Genomic DNA, 19,244 nt, shown 5'->3' with positions numbered 1-19,244 from the left:
CCCCCCCCCCCCCCCCCCCCCACTACCCGTTGAACCCAGGGGCAGAGCCCCCTTACGCCTTGGCGTACTTGCCGGTGCGGTAGATCAGCCAGCCCACCAGGAACAGCACGGCCAGGCCGATCCACTGCGCGCCCGGCAGGTGGAACGGCACGGCCAGCACGTCGGCGCGGCTGCTGACCACGATCGGAATCGCGATGGCGATGCCCATCAGCGCTTCGCCGGTGATCAGGCCCGCGGCGAACAGCACGCCCGGCTTGTGCACGCGGTCGCGGCCTTCTTCGTCATCGGCACGCACCTTGTGGAAGCGCTCGACCAGGTGGGCGATCAGGCCGCCGAGGAAGATCGGCACCATCAGCTCCAGCGGCAGGTAGATGCCGATGGCGGCGGCCAGCACCGGCACGCGGAAGCGGGCGTTGCGCGCCTTCAGCCAGCTGTCGAAGGCGATGATGGCGGCACCGACCACGGCACCGATGCCGATGAAGGTCCACGGCAGTTCACCACCGAACAGGCCCTTGGCCACCGAGGCCATCAGGTTGGCCTGCGGTGCGGCCAGCGCGTTCGGGTGCAGCTCGGACTTCACGCCGATGCCGTAGGCGGTGGCCAGCAGGTTCAGCACCGGGGCCATGATCAGCGCACACGAGAAGGCACCGATGCCCAGCATCAGCTGCTGCTTCCACGGGGTGGCGCCGACGATGTAGCCGGCCTTGAGGTCCTGCAGGTTGTCACCACCAACCGCAGCGGCGCAGCACACCACCGCGCCGATCATGATGGCGGCCACGGCGCCCAGCGGCGCGCCGCCGGCACCGACCGGCTTCAGGCCGTCGGCGCCCAGCAGCACGACCAGCACGGCCGAGGCGAACAGGATGGTGGAGATGGTGATGCCCGACACCGGGTTGTTGGACGAACCGATCAGGCCGGCCAGGTAGGCCGAGACCGAAACGAACAGGAAGCCGGCGACGATCATGATGAGGGTCATCGGGATCGACACGTGCCACTGGCCGACGATGGCCTGGTACAGGGCCAGCAGCGGCAGCACGAAGACCACCAGGGCCACCAGCATCCACTTCATCGGCAGGTCGCGCTCGGTGTGCGCCAGCACCGGGCCACCGCTCTTGCGGGCGGCGGCAAAGCCGCTCTTGACGCCGTTGAGCAGCGACTTGCGCAGCGAGATCAGGGTCCAGATGCCACCGATCAGCATCGCGCCGACACCCAGGTAGCGCATCTTCGCGCCCCAGATGGCGAACGCCGCCTCGGTGGACGAAGCCGCGGCAACCGACGCGGCCAGTGCCGGATCGGTGTTCATGAAGAACGCCTGGTAGATCGGAATGGCGATGTGCCAGGTCAGGATCGAACCGGACACCACAACGATGCCGACGTTGAGGCCGACGATGTAGCCCACGCCCAGCAGTGCCGGCGACAGGTTGGTACCGATGAAGGCGGTGACCTTGGAGCTGCCGACGTAGGCCGAAGTGGCCCAGGCATCCGGGATCAGGCGCATGCCGCTTTCCGCGGCCAGCTTGACGAAGGCACCGATCACCGCCGACAGGCCGAGGATCTTCAGGCCCGGGCCCGGATTCTCACCGGCCTTGAGCACTTCGGCCGCAGCCTTGCCTTCCGGGAACGGAAGCGGGTCTTCGACGATCATCGAACGACGCAGCGGCACCGAGAACAACACGCCCAGCAGGCCGCCGAGGCCGGCGATGCCCAGCACCCACCAGTACTTGAAGTCCGGCCAGTAGCCCATGATCACCAGCGCCGGGATGGTGAAGATCACACCGGCGGCGATCGACGAACCGGCCGAAGCGCCGGTCTGCACGATGTTGTTTTCAAGGATGGAGCCACCGCCCAGCAGGCGCAGCACGCCCATGGAAATCACCGCGGCGGGAATGGCGGTGGCGATGGTCAGGCCTGCGAACAGACCGAGGTAGGCGTTTGCGGCCGACAGCACCACCGCCAGCACGATGGCCAGGGCCACAGCGCGGAAGGTGAGCTGCTTGGGCGCAGCGTCGTGGTTCATGGAAGCCCCTGCTGGCAAAAAATCCCTTGCACGCTAGCGTTCAGGAGGCAGCAAGTCCAGTGCGGTTCGGGAGGGTTGCGGCCAGGTCGGCAGTGAGATAGTCGCTTCTGGCCAAACTCGGCCAACGCATCAAGCGCATGGGGCACATGCCGGAGGGCTGCCGGGCCTCGCGGTCTCTTGTCCTGCAGGGCCAACCAGTACTGCAGCATTCCAGCCATCATCGTTTGAAGTGCCTCAACGCCCCGTGCATCGTGTTCATGATCTGAACCGATGACGCTGAGCCGCCCGATGAACAACCCACTGCGGATCCGCCCGATCAAATCGCCGGTCGTGGCTGTCGTGACCCTGACCTGCCTGATGCCGCTTTGCGATTACGCATCTGCCTGGAGCCGCATTGGCGCAGTCGAGATCACCGACCACGCCGGCAAACCTTGTTTCGGACTACCCAGGAAGGAGCGCAAGCGTATCGGTAAAACTCCGGAGGTGTTTGGTCTGGAGGTGCATGACGCGATTACTCCACCGCTGCGGCGGCAATGGTCGTTCTACTTTGCCCATCCCGCATCAATCCCACTTCCACCCGGAGCCTGCGTGGTCTACGGAGAAGTGCGAGCCAACGCCATTTCAAGGCAGACGGCGATGCCGCTGCAGCCCGGACGCCTGTACGACGTTTCGCTGTCGGCCTCCAGGACCGGCGCCACGCAACACCACAGCGCCCGATTCTGCTTGAAGGCCAACCCCGACGGGAGCCTGCGAGCGATCCAGGTCCACTACGACGAGGCGCTGGGCTGGAGCCCCTCGGTTTGCCTGCCCTGAGCCGACGCGCGTGCTCGTCTGAACCGCCCAGCACGCGCTGGAAAGACGCAATTGTTATGTTATATCCTGTCACGCCGACCGAACCTCGTACGTGGCCCCTTCCCCCACTACCCGCCTGGCCTCCATCGACCAGCTGCGCGGCACCGTGATGCTGTTGATGTTGCTCGACCACGTGCGCGAGACCTTCTTCCTGCAGCACCAGGTGAGCGACCCGATGGACGCGGCGACCGTCTCCCCCGCGCTGTTCGCCTGCCGTCTGCTGGCCCACCTGTGCGCACCCGTGTTCGTCCTGTTGACCGGCCTGTCGGCCTGGCTGTACGGCCAGCGCCAGGCGGATCCGCGCCGGGCCACGGCCGCGTTCCTGCTCAAGCGCGGGCTGTTCCTGGTCGTGCTGGAACTGACCCTGGTGAATTTCGCCTGGACGTTCCAGCTGCCGCCGGAAACCCTGTACCTGCAGGTGATCTGGGCCATCGGGCTGAGCATGATCGCGCTGGCCGGGCTGCTTTGGCTGCCACGCCCGGCCCTGCTGGTGCTGGCAATCGCGGTGGTGGCCGGGCACAACCTGTTCGACGGCTTACGGGTGCAAGGCAATGGCCTGCTGGCGGTGCTGTGGAAAGTGCTGCACCAGCGCGACTGGATCGAGGCCGGCGCGCTGCGCCTGCGCACCTCCTACCCGGTGCTGCCGTGGATCGGGGTGATCGCCCTGGGTTATCTGATGGGGCCCTGGTTCGCCCGCGAGCGCGCGCCGGCACAGCGTCATCACTGGCTGCTGTGGGCAGGCGTCGGCGCGCTGGCCCTGTTCGCCTTACTGCGGTTCGCCAACGAGTACGGGGATGCCCCTTGGCAGTACCAGACCACAGCACTGCGCACCTGGCTGAGCATCCTCAACATCACCAAGTACCCGCCGTCATTGCAGTTCCTGCTGCTGACCCTGGGCGTGGGGTTGTTGCTGCTGCGCCTGTACGAATGGCCGCCACTGGCGCGTGCGCTGCGCCCGCTGGCCGATATCGGCGCCGCGCCGATGTTCTTCTACCTGCTGCACCTGTATGTGCTGAAGGCGCTGTACCTGGGCGCGCTGGCGGCCTGGGGGCCGACCCATGGCGAGTTGTATGCCCTGGATTCGGTCAGCGGCCTGCTGCTGGTGGCCTGTGCGCTGGCGGTGGTGCTGTACCCGCCGACCCGGGCATTCGCGCGGTTCAAGGTGCGAAGGCGTGACCTGGCGTGGTTGCGGTATCTGTGATCGCCCAGGCCAGTCCGGCAATCCACGCATGGCGTGGATCTACTGAAAGCGGATCGGGCCACAGGCCTATAATTCCGCGATGAATTCCACCGCTATCGCTTCCGACGACTTCCTGGGCCACCCCAAAGGCGTCTACGTCTGCTTCTTCACCGAAATGTGGGAGCGCTTCTCCTTCTACGGCATGAAGGCGCTGTTGCTGCTGTACCTGACCAAGTACCACCTGTTCGGCGACAAGGCCGGCCTGGACCTGCTCGGCGCCTACGGTGGCCTGGTGTACTGCATCCCTGTATTCGGCGGCATGCTGGCCGACCGCTGGCTGGGCATGCGCCGGGCCGTGCTGTTCGGCGGCATCCTGCTGGTACTCGGCCACCTCGGCATGGCCGTCGAAGGCCACGCTGCGTACCGGGTGAACGGCGAAGTGGTGCGCGACACCTCGGCACTGGCGGTGACCTACCTGTCGCTGGCGCTGATCATCATGGGCGTCGGTTTCCTGAAACCGAACATCTCCACCATTGTCGGCAAGCTGTACGCCAAGGACGATCCGCGCCGCGATTCGGGTTTCTCGCTGTTCTACGCCGGCATCAACCTGGGCGCGCTGTTCTCATCGCTGGTGTGCGGCTTCCTCGGCGAGGCCTACGGCTGGAAGTACGGTTTCGGTGCGGCCGGCATCGGCATGCTGGCCGGCCTGGCGATGTTCCTGTGGGGCCAGAAGTACCTGCAGGGCCACGCCGAGCCGCCGCAACCGGCGGCGTTGAAGCAGAAGGTGCTGGGCCTGCCGCGCGAATGGCTCATCTATCTGTGCGCGGTGCTCGGTGTGTTGCCGGTGGCGTGGCTGATGTGGGCGGCCGGCAACGGCGCGTTCGCGCTGGGCGGTGAAATCAGCCTGGCACTGATGTTGATGGTGGTGGTGCTGGGCGGCGTGCTGGTCTGGTTCGCCTGGTTCACCGGCAGCAAGTGCACGCCGGTACAGCGCCAGCAGATGATCGCGCTGATGGTGCTGATCTTCATGGCGCTGGTGTTCTTCACCATGTACGAGCAGTCCTACGGCTCGTGGGTGACCTTCACCGACCGGCTGCTGACCAAGGACATCGTGCCCTCGCTGGTGATCACCGGCGGTACGCCGCTGCCGTGGTCGATCCTCTCACTGCTGCTGGCACCGCTGGGCTTCGTGGTCAGCGCGCGGTTGTCCGAGCGTCGTCCGGGTTCGGCTGCGCCGCGCACGTTCTTCGCCGCCATCGTCGTGCTGATGCTGGTGCTGCTGGTGCGCGACTGCCTGGTGATTCCGCAGACCGCCGGCTCGCTCACCTATCTCGGCGGCCTGTTCCTGGTGCTGCTGGCACCGGCCTTCGCCGCGCTGTGGACGTGGATGGACCGCCGCGGTTGGGAACCAGGCAAGCCGGTCAAATCAGCCTGGGGCCTGGTGATCGGCGCACTGTCGTTCGTGCCGCTGGCGCTGGCTGCTCAGCAGGTTGGCGCCACCGGCGAGATGGCCAGCGTGTGGTGGCTGGTGTTGGCTTACTTCCTGCTGGCCAGTGGCGAGATGTGCCTGTCGCCGGTCGGCCTGTCGGCGGTGACCCAGCTGGCGGTGCCGCGGGTGATGAGCCTGATGATGGGCACCTGGTTCCTGGCCACCGCCTTCTCGGAAACGCTGGCCGCGCTGTTCGGCAAGCTGGCCGCGATCGAGGTGCCGGAAGGCGAATCGCTGGACATGGTGGCCGCCGCCGGTGCCTATGCGCACCTGTTCTGGCTGCTGATGTGGATCGGCCTGGGCTGTGCGCTGGCCGCTTTCATTGCCGCGCCACTGTTGAAGAAGATGATGCACGGGGTGAAGTAAGCCCACGCGCAGGCAGGAACCGGGGCGGCGGTTGGATCATCCGCCGCCCTTCGCGTTACGGCGCCCTGCCCTTGCCGTCCGCAGCCGCAGTCGTGGCGGTCTTGCCACCCAGGCTGCGCGACAGGAACGCCAGCAGCTTGCCGTAGTACTCGCTGCGATGGGCCTGGGTATAGAAGCCGTGCCCTTCGGTCTTGTAGTACAGGCTTTCCACCGGCGTACCGGCACGCTTGAGCGCCGCTTCCATGCGCTCGGTGTGCTGGATCGGGGCACGCTTGTCCTGACCCCCGGCCGCCAGGAACACAGGCACCTTGATCCGCTCGGCCAGGTTGACCGGCGAGACCGCGCCCAGCGTGGCCGGATCACCCAGCCACTCGCGCAGGTAGCTCATTCCGGAATCGCGGTCCTGGATATCGCCGCCAGTAAACATCAGCGGCAGGTCGTAGACGCCCACATAGCCGGCCGCGCACTGGTACAGCCCCGGTTCGCGCGCGGCGCCCATCATCGCCGAGTAGGCGCCGTAGCTGGCACCGTAGATGCAGATGCGCCGGGCATCGGCGATGCCTTCGCTGATCGCCCAGCGCGTGGCGTCGGTCACGTCGTCCTGCATCGCACGCCCCCACTGTTTCAGTGCTGCCCGGCTGTGCGCACGGCCGTAGTTGCCCGAGCCGCGGAAATTGATCTGCAGCACGGCGTAGCCGGCAGCGGCCAGCAACTGGTTCTCGTGATCGAAACTGCCGTTGTCGAATATCCCGATCGGCCCACCATGCGGCACCACCACCATCGGCAGGTCACGGCCAGTGCTGCCATGCGGGACTGTCAGGAATCCATGGAGCTCCAGCCCGTCACGCGCCTTCAGCAGGACCGGCCGCACCGACGCAGTGCTCTCCGGATCAATCCATTCGCTGCGCGCCATCAGGAAGCGCGCCTGGTTGCGGTCGCGGTCGTAGAGGTAGAACTCGCCCGGATTGGAACCGGACCCGGTTTCCACCAGCAGCCGGCGACCGTCGCGGGTACTGGAGGTGATGAATACTGCACGCCCGGGGAAGGCCGCCTCCAGGCTGCGGTACAACCGTGCCTCGTCCGAGCTTTCGTCGAAGAACCGGGTATGCGGCGTGTTTCCCAGGAACAGCGCGCCGACCGGCACGGTGCTGCCCGGGCTGCGGATCAGTCGCGCCGGATCGACAACCTCATCGCGCAGCACGACCCTGCGCTCCTGCGTGGCCGGGTTCCAGCTGACGATGGCATCGGGGCCGCTGGGCTGCTCGCTGAGCAGGTAGGCCAGCTGGCCGTCGGCGGAAAAGCCCAGCGCCGCCTCGCTGCGACCACTCCGTTTCTCATCGTTGACCAGCGCCCAGTCGCCACCGTTGCGGTGGTAGAGCCGATGGACGTTGTCAGTACCGGCGCCCTGTACGAAACGTACGTCGCCGCGGGCATCCACCACATAGGAGGCACCCGGCATCGGCGCGCGGGCCAGCAGCCGCTGCTTGCCGCTTGCCAGTTCCAGCTGGGCCGCATAACCGTTGGCATCCAGCCGCGATCCGCCTACCGCGATGACCACGTGCGCATCATCGCCAGGCAGGGCGTCACTGAGGAACGCCGCGGCCGACGTCCGGTACTTGGGCCGCACGCGCAGGCCGAGGTCGCGGTAGCCCACCAGTAGTTCCGGTCGTCCGGTGCGTGCATCCAGTGTCAGCAGCTCGCCGGTGGCCCACGGCGCGTCGCGGGTACCGAACTTCTGCGCCAGACCGAACATCACCTGATCGTTGTTGACCCAGTGCAGGCCGAAGACATGCGAATTGAGTGGTGGGCGCAGGTTGCCCACCGGCGTGTTGTCGTCCGTACGAAGGATGATCACAGCGGTGAAGCCGTCCGCGGGCACGGTCGCGGCCAGATAATCGCCCCCGGGAGACAGCATGACATCGCCGAACTTGTCCGCTCGCACATAGGCGCCCAGATCGATCGCAGCAGCGGTTCCACACCAAAGTCCCGCCACGATGATGGCGGCCAGCCAGCGCTTGTGCATCCTTCTCTCCCCCTGCCTGGACCCCTTGTCCCGGCTGGCCGATTCTAGGCAGGCCAGTGCCCGGCCCGCCAGTGGCGTACAAAAACGACGGCCCCCTTGGCGGGGGCGTGGTTTACACGAACCTGGTGTGAGAGTGAGGGCGGGGGGTGCGGGGGGGGGGGGGGGGGGGGGGGGCGCCCCCCCCCCCCCCCCCCACCGCCAACGTGAGGGCCAGGATGCTGAGGATCACCGCGATGGTGCCGTCGAGCACGCGCCAGGTGCTGGGCTTGGTGAACAGCGGCGCCAGCAGGCGCGCGCCCAGGCCCTGCGCGGTCAGCCACAGGCAACTGGCGGTGACCACACCGGCAGCGAAGGCCATGCGGGCGTTGCCGAAGTTCTCGGCGATCGAACCGATCACCATCATGTCCAGCCAGAAGTGCGGGTTGATCAGCGAGAAACCGACTGCGGCCATCAGCACCGCGCGGCGGCTGCCGTCGTCGCTGTCAGCCTCGCCCATGCCGCCGCCACCGGCGATCGCGCGGCGCGCCGACTTCATCGCGTACCAGGCCAGGAACGCCACGCCGGTCCACAGCACGGCGGTGGTCAGCCACGGCAGCGCCGAAGTGAGCGTGCGCAGGCCGGCCACGCTGGCAAAGATGAAGATCGCATCGATGGCCGCACAGGTGGCGACCACCGGCACGATGTGCTTGCGCAGGATGCCCTGGCGCAGGATGAAGGCGCTCTGGGCGCCGACCACGGCGAACAGGCCGATGCCGGTAGCTGCACCAGAGAACCAGGCACCGAGGCCGGTGCTGGCGGAGATGACCGAGAACATGGGATTCACTGCCTTTACTTGCTTGGGGGGACGGTGCCTCGCGAAGGCGGACAGCACCGGAACGAGCGCCATTGTCGCGCCGCAACATGAAAAAGACGAGCTAAACTTCCTAAACCAACATTAGCGGAACTTAATTCGATGCGTATCGACCATGCCCAGCTGCGCGCCCTGGCCGCAGTGATCCGCGAAGGCAGCTTCGACCGCGCCGCGCAGTCGCTGAATGTCACCCCGTCCGCCATCTCGCAGCGGGTCAAGGCGCTGGAGGACCGGATCGGCCGGCTGCTGGTCAAGCGCGGCACCCCGGCCACCGCCACCGCCGAGGGGCAGTTGCTGGTGCAGCTGGCCGAGCAGACCGCCCTGCTCGAGCACGATGCGCTGCACCGGATGGGCCTGGCCGACGAGGACCTGCCGCAGGCCAGCATCCCGGTGGCGGTGAACCACGACAGCCTGGAAACCTGGTTCCCGCAGGCGGCCTACCAGTTCGCGCAGACCACCGGCACCACGCTGGACCTGCGCGTGGAAGACCAAGACCACACCGTGGAGCTGCTGCGCCAGGGCACGGTGCTGGGCGCGGTGACCACCCTGGACGAGCCGGTGCAGGGCTGCCAGATCCATGCGCTGGGCAGCATCCGGTATGCCGCCACCTGTACCCCCGAATTCCGTGAGCGTCATTTCGCCAAGGGCGTGACCGCGCAGGCGCTGGCGCAGGCCCCGGTGCTGGTGTTCAACCGCAAGGACGACATGCAGTCGCGCTTCGCCCGGCGCATGGCCGGCGACGACCTGCCCAGCACCGCGCCGACCTGGTGGATTCCGTCCACGCGCGCCTTCGTGCAGGCCAACCTCGGCGGCATGGGCTGGACGATGAATCCGTTGCCGCTGGTCAAGCGGCACCTGGACGCGGGCCGCCTGGTCTACGTGCGCCAGCGCGCGTGGGAAGACGTGCCGCTGTACTGGCAGCATTGGAAGGGCGACGTGCAAACCATGGCCCTGCTGACCCGCGCGGTGCTGGATGCCTCCTCCGCGCTGATCCGGCGCAAGCGCTGAAAAGGGGACGGAGGGGATTAAGTCGTATAAGGCCCAAGCGACACATCGGGCAAAGACGACTTAATCCCCTCCGTCCCCTTTTTGCTCCATCCAATCTCCATCAACCCTCCACACCGGGTCCATGCGTGATGCGGATACTGGCGGGCCAATCACTACAAGGGTGTCCTGTATGCCGATAGCCGTGCGCGATGCGCGCCCCGAAGATGCCGCCGCCTGCATCGACCTGCGCGGGCGCACCCGCGAAAACGCCTTCAGCGCCGCGCAGTTGGCAGAGCTGGGCATCACCGAGGACAGCTGGGCGGCCGGCATCGCCCAGGGCGATTCGATCGGCCGCGTCGCCTGGGAGGGCGAGCGCATGGCCGGTTACTGCTTCGCCGACCGCGACAGCGGCGAAGTGCTGGTGCTGGCCCTGCTGCCGGACTACGAAGGCCGCGGCATCGGCCGCCAACTGCTGCAGGACGTGGTGAGCCTGACCCGCGATGCCGGCCACCGGCGGCTGTTCCTGGCCTGCTCGGCCGACCCGCGCTCGCGCTCGCACGGCTTCTACCGCCGCCTGGGCTGGCGCCCTACCGGCGAAGTCGACGAGGCAGGCGACGAGATTCTGGAGCTGGTCTGATTGAAGGCGTCGCCAGGCATGACCTGGCGCTGTGGGTGACGGGGCCGCGAAAGGCCGGATGCTGCGTTGCATCAAAAAAGGACCGGAACCGGTTAGAATCGCGCCAGGATGTTGCAAGGCGTTGTTTCTTCACGCCCTTTCCCTGCTTCATGCGCATCCTGACCTCCTCCCCTCCGCCAACGATCCCGCCCCCATGAAGAAATTTGGCAAGGCTCTTCTCGCCCTGCTCGTGCTGCTGTTGCTGGCCGCCGCGCTGTTCCTGTACTGGCCGCTGACCCAGCGCTCGGTGCCCGCCGCCAGCAACGACAAGCCCGTCGACGTTGTGCTGGTCGGCGCCGGCATCATGAGCATCACCCTGGCCACCTACCTGCAGGAACTGCAGCCGGACTGGAACATCCAGGTCTACGAACGCCTCGACGGCGTCGCCGGTGAAAGCTCCGACGGCTGGAACAACGCCGGCACCGGCCACTCGGCCTTCGCCGAACTGAACTACACCCCGGAACTGCCCGACGGCAGCATCGAGACCAAGCGCGCGGTCGGCATCGCCGAATCGTTCGAGGTCTCGCGCCAGTTCTGGTCGCACCAGGTGAAGGAAGGCCGGCTGAGCCAGCCCAGCGACTTCATCAACCCGACCCCGCACATGAGCTTCGTCTGGGGCGATGACAACATCGCCTACCTGCACAAGCGCCAGCAGGCCCTGGTGAAGAATCCGCTGTTCTACGGCATGCAGTACTCCGAGGATCCGGCCCAGATCAAGCAGTGGGCCCCGCTGCTGATGGAAGGCCGTGACCCGAAGCAGAAGGTTGCCGCAACCTGGATGCCGCTGGGCACCGACGTCAACTTCGGCGTGATCACCCGTCAGCTGACCGCCGGCCTGCAGCGCAGCCCGAACTTCAGCCTGCATCTCAACCACGAAGTGAGCGCGCTGCGGCAGAACGCCGACAAGAGCTGGAACGTGACGGTGAAGGACCTCAAGGCCGGCACCGAGTCCACCACCCACGCCCGCTTCGTGTTCATCGGTGCCGGTGGCGCTGCACTGAAGCTGCTGCAGATGTCCGGCATTCCGGAATCGAAGGACTACGCCGGCTTCCCGGTCGGTGGCCAGTTCCTCGCCTTCCAGGGCCAGGACGTGACCTCGCGCCACGGCGTGAAGGCCTACGGCATGGCCGAGACCGGTTCGCCGCCGATGTCGGTGCCGCACCTGGATGCGCGCAAGCTGGACGGCAAGCCGGTGGTCCTGTTCGGGCCGTTCGCGCTGTACAGCACCAAGTTCCTCAAGCACGGCTCGTGGTGGGACCTGTACTCGTCGGTGAACCACAACAACGTCGGCCCGATGCTGGAAGTGGGCAAGGACAACCTGGACCTGGTGCAGTACCTGATGGGCCAGGCGCGCCTGAACGATGCCGACCGCCAGGCCGAGCTGGTCAAGTACTTCCCCAATGCCAAGCCGGGTGACTGGAAGCTGGTCACCGCCGGCCAGCGCGTGCAGATCATCAAGCGTGATCCGCTGAAGGGCCCGGTGCTGCAGTTCGGTACCGAGATCGTGACCGACAAGGACCACACCCTCGCCGCCCTGCTCGGCGCTTCGCCGGGTGCGTCGACCTCGCCGCCGATCATGCTGGACCTGATGGCCAAGGCCTTCCCGGACCAGATGAAGGCCGGCTGGGAAACCCGCCTGCGCGAGATCGTGCCGTCGTACGGGCGCAAGCTCAACGACAGCGCCGCGCTGGTCAACGAGATCCGTACGCTGACCAGCCAGACCCTGCATCTGCCGTATCTGGAGGTGCCGGTGGATGCGAACGCGGCATCGCCTGCTGCGGCTGCGGTGCCGGCAGCGGCCAAGGAAAAGCGCAACGCCAACGAGGAACTGCAGGCGCTGTAAGCCCGCAGTTTGCTTTCGATTCAGACGGACGGCCACCTTCGGGTGGCCGTCTGTTTTTGTGCGAGGTGGTCGGATCCCTCCCGCACGGAAGGGCTCTCACCTGCGCTTGGGATCCGATGATGGGGTCAGAGCCCATTGCCTGCGGCAACAGGATCCGACCCCGGCCCGCCACTGCTCTGCGCCGGAAAGCCCCTGCGAATGACGCGAATTGTAATGTTGTTAAGAATTATTTACATTTGCGTCCTGTGCAGTGATCGCACCTCCCCAGATGGACCTGACCGTGCCCGAAGCCGCCGCCCGGGTGCTGGACGACTGTTGCCGCCCTTCCCCGCTTCCGAGCCTCGAGCCCACCATGTCCCTGATCCTCCGTAACCGCCTGCCCTGCCGCGCGTTGCTGCCGGCTGCCCTGCTTTCGTCGCTGACCCTGCTGGCCGCGCCCAGCGCGTTCGCCGCCGCCGATGGCACTGCCGATGCCAAGACCCTGGACCGGGTCAGCGTCCGCGCCGAACAGTCCGCACCACCGTCGAGCACCACGCGCCTGCCGATCACCCTGCAGGAGACCCCGCAGTCCGCCACCGCCATCAGCCTGCAGCGCCTGCAGGACGAATCACTGTTCAGCATCAACGATGTGATGCGCAATGTGACCGGCGTGAGCGTGTCCTTCTATGACACGCAGCGCCCGCTGTACTACGCGCGCGGCTTCGCCATCACCGACTTCCAGGTCGATGGCATTCCCACCTACAGCGGCTCCACCAACCAGGAGTACGACACCGCCTTCTACGACCGTATCGAAGTGATCCGCGGCGCCAACGGCCTGCTCAGCGGCGCCGGCGTGCCGTCGGCCACGGTCAACCTGCTTCGCAAGCGCCCGGGCAAGGAATTCGATGCGTCGTTCGCGGTCAGCGCCGGCAGCTGGGACTACCGTCGCATGGAGGCCGACGTGACCGCGCCGCTGACCGCCGACGGCCGCTTCCGCAGCCGCGTGGTCGCCGCCTACACCGATCGTGGCCTGTATTACGATCGCTACGACGAGAACAAGATGGCCGGCATGGCGGTGCTGGAAGGCGACGTCACCGACAGCACCACGATCACCCTCGGTTACCAGAGCCAGGACAACAACCCCACCGGCTCGACCTGGGGCACCGTGCCGTTCTTCGACAACCAGGGCCATTTCGCGCACCTGCCGCGCTCGACCAACCTGTCGCCGAAGTGGAGCTACTGGAAGCGCGAGAGCAACACCGCCTTCGCCAACCTGGAACAGCGTTTCGGCGACAACTGGCTGTTGAAGATCAATACCGCCTATACCCGTGGCAACGTGCAGAACGTGCGCCTGTACGGCACCGGCAACCCGGACCCGGTGACCGGCGCGGGCATCTACCTGCGCGCGGCCGCCGGTGATTCGAAGGACACCCGCCGCAATGTCGATGCCTACCTGACCGGCAGTTTCGATCTGTTCGGCCGCGACCACGACGTGACCCTCGGCGCACAGTGGTCGGACCTGGAAGGCACGACGAATACCCTGGCACTGAACTTCCCGAGCGACTGGGCGCGCTGCGGCGGCGAGCGCTGCTACTACATTCCCAACGTGTACAACTGGAACGGCGACATCTCCGAGGTGACCTACCGCCGCACCGGCGCGCGCCGCGTGGCCAAGACCACGCAGAGTGGCGTCTACCTGGCCACCCGCCTGCGCCTGGCCGATCCGCTGTCGCTGATTGCCGGCGCACGCCTGAGCCGCTGGGAAACCCTCACCCGCTCCTACAACGCCGCTGGCGCCTACACCGGCACCAGCGGCGCGTACAAGGTGAGCGATGAAGTCACTCCCTACGTGGGCCTGGTCTACGACATCACCCCGAACGTGTCGGCCTATGCCAGCTACACCGAGATCTTCAACCCGCAGAACTTCAAGGACCGCAACGAGAACCTGCTGGCACCGGTGCAGGGTTCGAACCTGGAAGCGGGCATCAAGACCCAGTGGCTGGACGGCCGCCTGACCGCCAACGCCGCCGTGTTCGAGGCCAAGCAGGACAACTACGCCGTGCGCGACATGGGCGTGCCGGAAGGTTCGCTGAGCGATGGCACCTCCGCCTACATCGGCGTCAACGGCACCAAGGCACGCGGCTGGGAAGTGGACGTCAACGGCGAGATCCTGCCGGGCTGGACGGTCAATGCCGGCTACACCCACGTCAAGGTCACCCGCGCGGCTACCGACCTGCTGTACGCCAACCCGCCGAAGGATCTGTTGCAGCTCAACACGCAGCTGCAGCTGCGCGGTGCGCTGGAACGCCTGAGCGTTGGCGGTGGCGTGCAGTGGCAGAGCAAGGTGCAGGGCTACAACATCGCCTATCCGCTGGGCGGCACGGTGACGGTGAACCAGCCGGCCTACATGCTGGTGCAGTTCAATGCCAACTACCGCATCAGCGACAGCTGGACCGCAACGCTGAGCGTGCGCAACGCACTGGACAAGACCTACTGGGCGAATCTGGACTACAACAACTACGGCGAACCGCGCTTCGTGTCGGCCAGCCTGCGCTGGACGTTCTGAGCAACCCGCGAACCGGTGGGTGCCTGCTGGGTGCCGACCGTTGGTCGGCACGCCCTCCGCCACGACCCACCGTCGTGGCCTACCTGAATGGGCCCGCCTCCGCGCGGGCCCTTCCTTTTGCTGCACTGCAGGTTGCGGCGTCCTTCGTAATTATGTCGTAATTACATCGACACCAATCGGAAGCCGGTCGATGAACCCGAGCTGGGATACGTTGGAACGCAGCCGCCAGGCCCGCCTGGAACGTGCCGCGCCGTGGGCCCGGGGACGCGAGGTCGCCGCCGGCGACGTAGGCGAGCTGCTGCACGCACTGCTGGAGCCAGGCGACAAGGTCTGCCTGGAGGGCAACAACCAGAAGCAGGCCGATTTCCTCGCCCAGGCCCTGGCCGATCTTGACCCGGCCCGCGTGCACGACCTGCACATGGTGCAGTCGGTGCTGTCGCTGCCGTCGCACCTGGATGTATTCGAGCGTGGCATCGCGTCGAAGCTGGACTTCTCGTTCTCCGGCCCGCAGTCAGTGCGGTTGGCCAACCTGGTGGCTGAAGGGCGCATCCAGATCGGTGCCATCCACACCTACCTGGAACTGTTCGGCCGCTACTTCATCGACCTGACCCCGCGCGTGGCCCTGGTCGCCGCGCAGGCCGCAGATCGGCACGGCAACCTGTACACCGGGCCGAACACCGAAGACACGCCGGTGATCGTCGAAGCCACCGCCTTCGGTGGCGGCATCGTCATCGCCCAGGTCAACGAGATCGTCGACACCCTCCCCCGCGTCGACATTCCCGCTGACTGGGTCAACTTCGTGGTGCAGGCGCCGAGGCCGAACCATATCGAACCGCTGTTCACCCGCGACCCGGCGCAGATCTCCGAGATCCAGGTGTTGATGGCGATGATGGCGATCAAGGGCATCTACGCCGAGTACGGCGTGAACCGCCTCAACCATGGCATCGGCTTCGACACGGCGGCCATCGAACTGCTGCTCCCCACCTACGCCGAATCGCTCGGCCTGAAGGGAAAGATCTGCCAGCACTGGGCGTTGAACCCCCACCCGGCACTGATTCCGGCAATCGAATCGGGCTTCGTCAGATCGGTGCATTCGTTCGGTTCGGAACTGGGCATGGAGAAGTACATCGCCGCGCGAGGCGATGTGTTCTTCACCGGCGCCGATGGCTCGATGCGTTCCAACCGCGCCTTCTCGCAGACCGCCGGCCTGTATGCCTGCGACATGTTCATCGGTTCCACATTGCAGATCGACCTGCAGGGCAACAGCTCCACCGCCACCCGCGACCGCATTGCCGGCTTCGGTGGCGCACCGAACATGGGCTCGGACGCACGCGGCCGGCGCCATGCCAGCGAGGCCTGGATCAAGGCCGGCCAGCAGGCCGCGCGCCCGGGTGAGATGCCGCGTGGGCGCAAGCTGGTGGTGCAGATGGTGGAAACCTTCCGCGAGCACATGGCGCCGGCCTTCGTCGAGCGCCTCGATGCCTGGGACCTGGCCGAACGCGCGAACATGCCGCTGCCGCCGGTGATGATCTACGGCGACGACGTCAGCCATGTGCTGACCGAGGAAGGCATTGCCAACCTGCTGCTGTGCCGCACCCCTGAGGAGCGCGAACAGGCGATCCGTGGCGTGGCCGGCTATACCGCCGTGGGCATGGGGCGCGACCGCGCGATGGTGGAGAACCTGCGCGACCGCGGCGTGATCCGCCGTCCCGATGACCTCGGCATCACCGTGCGCGATGCCAGCCGTGACCTGCTGGCGGCGCGTTCGGTGAAGGACCTGGTGCGCTGGTCCGGCGGCCTGTACGACCCGCCCAAGCGCTTCCGCAACTGGTAAGGGGCTGAGCATGGAAACCCTCGACTATCGATTCGAAGGACACACTGCGGTGCAGTTTCCGCGCGATGCGGTGCTGGTCGGCGTGCTGGCCTCGGGCAACCTGGAAATCCTGCTGGAGCCGGCCGCACTGGACGGCGCGATGACGGTGCGCATCATCACCGCCGCGAAGGGCTTCGGCAGCGTGTGGCAAGCGGTGATCAGCGACTTCGCACAGCGTCATCCGCTGCGCGATGTACGCATCTCGATCAACGATGCCGGTGCGACCCCGGCGGTAGTCAGCCTGCGCCTGGACCAGGCCGTGGAAACCCTGCGTGCTGGAGATCCACGATGAACCGGACGCAGCGCTACAGCTACTACGAAGCCGATGCGCGCGAGCGTATCGCCAGCCTGGTCGATGCCGGTTCCTTCAGGGAATTCCTCGGCCCGGCGCGGCGGATGATAAGCCCGCACCTGGCACAGCTCGACCAGCCCGCGGCGTTCGACGACGGCATCGTTGTCGGCGAAGCCACGCTGCGTGGCCGACGCGTGCTGCTGGCCGCGCAGCAGGGTGAATTCATGGGCGGCGGCGTGGGCGAGGTGCACGGCGCCAAGCTGACCGGGCTGCTGCGCCGCGCAGCCGAAACACATCCCGAAGGCGTGCTTCTGCTGCTGGACACCGGTGGTGTGCGCCTGCACGAAGCCAATGCGGGGCTCATCGCCATTTCCGAGATCATGCGCGCCACCCTGGACGCGCGTGCAGCGGGTGTGCCGGTGATCGCGCTGATCGGCAGCGGCAACGGCGCCTTCGGCGGCATGGGCATCGTCGCCCGCTGCTGCACTACGGTCATCATGTCCGAAGAGGGTCGCCTGTCGCTGTCCGGCCCGGAAGTGATCGAGACCGTGCGCGGCGTGGAAGAGTTCGATTCCCGCGATCGCGCGCTGGTCTGGCGCGTAACGGGAGGCAAGCACCGCTACCTGATCGACCAAGCACAGGTGCTGGTGCCCGATGCCATCGAGGCCTTCGCGCAGGCGGCCAGCAACGCGCTGCAGCCTGATACCAGCAGCACCGATCCGGATACTGCACTGGCTGCGCTGCAGGAACGCCATGCGGCATTGAAGGTGCGCGTGCAGGCCTGGGGCGATTGCCGCGATGGCCTGGAGATCTGGGCCCGCCAAGGCATCGCAGCCCCCGAGCGACTACCGCTGCTCGACACCGATGAGTTCCTCATCGCCACCGCCGACCGGAGCCTGCCATGAGCATGCCGCTGCAGACCCTGCTCGATGCCCTGTTCCCGCATGGGCATGCCATTGCGGTGAACGATTCGGTGCTGACCGGCAGCGCTGCCACCGAGGATGGCGAGGTGACCGTGATCGGCACCGCCGACAGGCTCGAGGTGGGCGTGGACCACGTACTGGTACTGGCCGAAACGGTGCTGGCCAGCACCGCCGCGCATCCGCAGCAACCGATCGTGATGCTGGTGGATACCGCCGGACAGCGCCTGGCGCGGCGCGACGAACTGTTGGGCATCAATGGTTACTTTGCGCATCTCGCGCAGACGCTCGATCTGGCACGCCGCCGTGGTGCGCGCCTGATCACCCTGGTCTACGGCGAATCCGTCAGTGGCGGCTTCCTCTCATTCGGCCTGATGGCCGACCACATCCACGCCCTGCCCGATGCACAGGTGCGGGTGATGGACCTGCGCGCAATGGCGCGGGTGACCAAGCAACCGCTGGAGAAGCTGCAGGCGCTGAGCCAGAGCTCGCCGGTATTCGCGCCGGGCGTCGCCAACTACGTGGCGATGGGCGCGGTGGACTCGTTGTGGGAAGGCGATCTTTCCCAGCACCTGCTGCAGGCCCTGCGCACACCCGCCGAAGGCGACCTGCGTGCCGCACGCGGCGCACAGCGCGGCGGTCGCGCCCTGGCGGCAGGGGTTTCGACTGCGGTGGCCCACGGCGATGCCTGAGCGGCCCGCCCGCCACACGCTGGCCTGGCTGTCGGCCGATGCCGACTGGCGGGCTGACGTGACTGCGCACGAACCGCGCCTGGCAGCATGGTTCGCACAGGGCCTGCCAGCGATGGTGGCACGCAGTGCGGCGGATGATCCCGACCCGCGGCTGCGCTTGGGGGTGCCGCTGCCGCCAGGCGAAGGCAAGCAACGGCTGGCGTTGCGCGTGGCCCTGCAGGACATCCAGCACCTGCAACCTCCCCCTGCCCTGGATGAGATTCTCGCCGGCGGCGTTCCGGCTGATTGGCAGGCGGCACTGCAGGCAATGCTGCGGCTTGCACCGGCCCGCGTGTTCGGCGCCTTCGCTTGGCAGCACCTCAGCGGCCTGCCCTATGTGCATGCACGCTCGGACATCGACCTGCTGTGGCAGGTGGGTGACGCACGCCAGGCCGACCTGCTGGTCGAGCGCCTGCAGCACTGGGAAAGCGCCTTCGGGCATCGGGTCGATGGCGAACTGTGCCTGGTGGATGGTGGCGCGGTGAACTGGCGCGAATACGCCGGGCGCAGCCGCGAGGTACTGGTCAAGCGCCTCGATGGTGCCGCACTGGAACTACGTGATGCGTTGTTCGCCTCCACCGGGGTGAGCGCGTGAACGCC

Annotated in this window: 15 protein-coding genes; 12 read left to right on the top strand and 3 right to left on the bottom strand. The window is 66.8% G+C overall.

The features are described 5' to 3' along the window. Nucleotides 1-52: 52 nt before the first annotated feature. The gene (locus tag O0K41_RS02645) at nucleotides 53-2,017 is read right to left on the bottom strand and encodes an oligopeptide transporter, OPT family (RefSeq protein ID WP_005408528.1); all 1,965 of its coding nucleotides are present in this window, start codon (nucleotides 2,015-2,017) and stop codon (nucleotides 53-55) included. Nucleotides 2,018-2,287: 270 nt separating this feature from the next. Between O0K41_RS02645 and O0K41_RS02640 the strand changes: the two genes are divergently transcribed. The 3 genes from O0K41_RS02640 (at nucleotide 2,288) to O0K41_RS02630 (ending at nucleotide 5,904) form a co-directional block, all read left to right on the top strand. Next, entirely contained in the window at nucleotides 2,288-2,830 is a 543-nt protein-coding gene (locus O0K41_RS02640; protein ID WP_239503530.1) for a hypothetical protein, read from the top strand. Between the two features lie 91 nt (nucleotides 2,831-2,921). Beyond that, on the top strand, nucleotides 2,922-4,070 hold the full coding sequence (locus O0K41_RS02635; RefSeq protein ID WP_164221417.1) for a heparan-alpha-glucosaminide N-acetyltransferase domain-containing protein: 1,149 nt from the start codon (nucleotides 2,922-2,924) through the stop codon (nucleotides 4,068-4,070). 79 nt (nucleotides 4,071-4,149) lie between these two features. After that, the gene (locus O0K41_RS02630; RefSeq protein WP_049448734.1) at nucleotides 4,150-5,904 is read left to right on the top strand and encodes an oligopeptide:H+ symporter; all 1,755 of its coding nucleotides are present in this window, start codon (nucleotides 4,150-4,152) and stop codon (nucleotides 5,902-5,904) included. 55 nt (nucleotides 5,905-5,959) lie between these two features. Here O0K41_RS02630 and O0K41_RS02625 read toward each other — a convergent pair whose 3' ends face one another. After that, nucleotides 5,960-7,927 carry a prolyl oligopeptidase family serine peptidase gene (locus O0K41_RS02625; protein WP_164221419.1) on the bottom strand — a complete coding sequence of 656 codons (1,968 nt, stop codon included), beginning with the start codon at nucleotides 7,925-7,927 and terminating at the stop codon, nucleotides 5,960-5,962. A gap of 112 nt (nucleotides 7,928-8,039) precedes the next feature. Then, nucleotides 8,040-8,741: a LysE family transporter gene (locus tag O0K41_RS02620; protein WP_308304431.1), complete on the bottom strand. Its 702-nt coding sequence runs from the start codon at nucleotides 8,739-8,741 to the stop codon at nucleotides 8,040-8,042. 138 nt (nucleotides 8,742-8,879) lie between these two features. Between O0K41_RS02620 and O0K41_RS02615 the strand changes: the two genes are divergently transcribed. The 9 genes from O0K41_RS02615 (at nucleotide 8,880) to mdcG (ending at nucleotide 19,239) form a co-directional block, all read left to right on the top strand. Further along, on the top strand, nucleotides 8,880-9,785 hold the full coding sequence (locus O0K41_RS02615; protein WP_005412604.1) for a LysR family transcriptional regulator ArgP: 906 nt from the start codon (nucleotides 8,880-8,882) through the stop codon (nucleotides 9,783-9,785). 169 nt (nucleotides 9,786-9,954) lie between these two features. Then, a complete protein-coding gene (locus O0K41_RS02610) occupies nucleotides 9,955-10,401 on the top strand; it encodes a GNAT family N-acetyltransferase (protein WP_164221421.1) in 447 nt (148 codons plus the stop codon). Between the two features lie 193 nt (nucleotides 10,402-10,594). Continuing rightward, nucleotides 10,595-12,283: a malate dehydrogenase (quinone) gene (gene mqo / locus O0K41_RS02605; protein ID WP_164221423.1), complete on the top strand. Its 1,689-nt coding sequence runs from the start codon at nucleotides 10,595-10,597 to the stop codon at nucleotides 12,281-12,283. Between the two features lie 352 nt (nucleotides 12,284-12,635). Beyond that, nucleotides 12,636-14,828, top strand: a complete 2,193-nt coding sequence (locus O0K41_RS02600) for a TonB-dependent siderophore receptor (RefSeq protein WP_123958314.1) — start codon at nucleotides 12,636-12,638, stop codon at nucleotides 14,826-14,828. Between the two features lie 190 nt (nucleotides 14,829-15,018). Continuing rightward, on the top strand, nucleotides 15,019-16,662 hold the full coding sequence (gene mdcA, locus O0K41_RS02595) for a malonate decarboxylase subunit alpha (RefSeq protein ID WP_108270277.1): 1,644 nt from the start codon (nucleotides 15,019-15,021) through the stop codon (nucleotides 16,660-16,662). Between the two features lie 10 nt (nucleotides 16,663-16,672). Next, nucleotides 16,673-16,993, top strand: coding sequence for a malonate decarboxylase acyl carrier protein (mdcC, locus tag O0K41_RS02590; protein ID WP_014646339.1), 321 nt, complete (start codon nucleotides 16,673-16,675; stop codon nucleotides 16,991-16,993). Beyond that, nucleotides 16,990-17,898 carry a biotin-independent malonate decarboxylase subunit beta gene (locus O0K41_RS02585; protein ID WP_088436917.1) on the top strand — a complete coding sequence of 303 codons (909 nt, stop codon included), beginning with the start codon at nucleotides 16,990-16,992 and terminating at the stop codon, nucleotides 17,896-17,898. Before mdcC ends, O0K41_RS02585 begins: the two co-directional genes overlap by 4 nt. A gap of 2 nt (nucleotides 17,899-17,900) precedes the next feature. Beyond that, the gene (mdcE, locus tag O0K41_RS02580; RefSeq protein ID WP_164221513.1) at nucleotides 17,901-18,605 is read left to right on the top strand and encodes a biotin-independent malonate decarboxylase subunit gamma; all 705 of its coding nucleotides are present in this window, start codon (nucleotides 17,901-17,903) and stop codon (nucleotides 18,603-18,605) included. Then, the gene (mdcG, locus tag O0K41_RS02575; protein ID WP_049453239.1) at nucleotides 18,598-19,239 is read left to right on the top strand and encodes a malonate decarboxylase holo-[acyl-carrier-protein] synthase; all 642 of its coding nucleotides are present in this window, start codon (nucleotides 18,598-18,600) and stop codon (nucleotides 19,237-19,239) included. Before mdcE ends, mdcG begins: the two co-directional genes overlap by 8 nt. The last annotated feature ends 5 nt before the right edge of the window (nucleotides 19,240-19,244 follow it).

The organism is Stenotrophomonas sp. Sm2128, from assembly GCF_030985535.1.
Lineage (GTDB): Bacteria > Pseudomonadota > Gammaproteobacteria > Xanthomonadales > Xanthomonadaceae > Stenotrophomonas > Stenotrophomonas maltophilia.
Note: the sequence above shows the minus strand (reverse complement) of the source record. Positions and strands in the feature narration are given on the sequence as shown.

Bases quoted from the DNA above. Each gene is read 5' to 3' on its own strand.
- O0K41_RS02645 (WP_005408528.1), bottom strand. From the start codon at position 2,017: ATGAACCACGACGCTGCGCCCAAGCAGCTCACCTTCCGCGCTGTGGCC.
- O0K41_RS02640 (WP_239503530.1), top strand. From the start codon at position 2,288: ATGACGCTGAGCCGCCCGATGAACAACCCACTGCGGATCCGCCCGATC.
- O0K41_RS02630 (WP_049448734.1), top strand. From the start codon at position 4,150: ATGAATTCCACCGCTATCGCTTCCGACGACTTCCTGGGCCACCCCAAA.
- O0K41_RS02625 (WP_164221419.1), bottom strand. From the start codon at position 7,927: ATGCACAAGCGCTGGCTGGCCGCCATCATCGTGGCGGGACTTTGGTGT.
- O0K41_RS02620 (WP_308304431.1), bottom strand. From the start codon at position 8,741: ATGTTCTCGGTCATCTCCGCCAGCACCGGCCTCGGTGCCTGGTTCTCT.
- O0K41_RS02615 (WP_005412604.1), top strand. From the start codon at position 8,880: ATGCGTATCGACCATGCCCAGCTGCGCGCCCTGGCCGCAGTGATCCGC.
- O0K41_RS02610 (WP_164221421.1), top strand. From the start codon at position 9,955: ATGCCGATAGCCGTGCGCGATGCGCGCCCCGAAGATGCCGCCGCCTGC.
- mqo (WP_164221423.1), top strand. From the start codon at position 10,595: ATGAAGAAATTTGGCAAGGCTCTTCTCGCCCTGCTCGTGCTGCTGTTG.
- O0K41_RS02600 (WP_123958314.1), top strand. From the start codon at position 12,636: ATGTCCCTGATCCTCCGTAACCGCCTGCCCTGCCGCGCGTTGCTGCCG.
- mdcA (WP_108270277.1), top strand. From the start codon at position 15,019: ATGAACCCGAGCTGGGATACGTTGGAACGCAGCCGCCAGGCCCGCCTG.
- mdcC (WP_014646339.1), top strand. From the start codon at position 16,673: ATGGAAACCCTCGACTATCGATTCGAAGGACACACTGCGGTGCAGTTT.
- O0K41_RS02585 (WP_088436917.1), top strand. From the start codon at position 16,990: ATGAACCGGACGCAGCGCTACAGCTACTACGAAGCCGATGCGCGCGAG.
- mdcE (WP_164221513.1), top strand. From the start codon at position 17,901: ATGCCGCTGCAGACCCTGCTCGATGCCCTGTTCCCGCATGGGCATGCC.
- mdcG (WP_049453239.1), top strand. From the start codon at position 18,598: ATGCCTGAGCGGCCCGCCCGCCACACGCTGGCCTGGCTGTCGGCCGAT.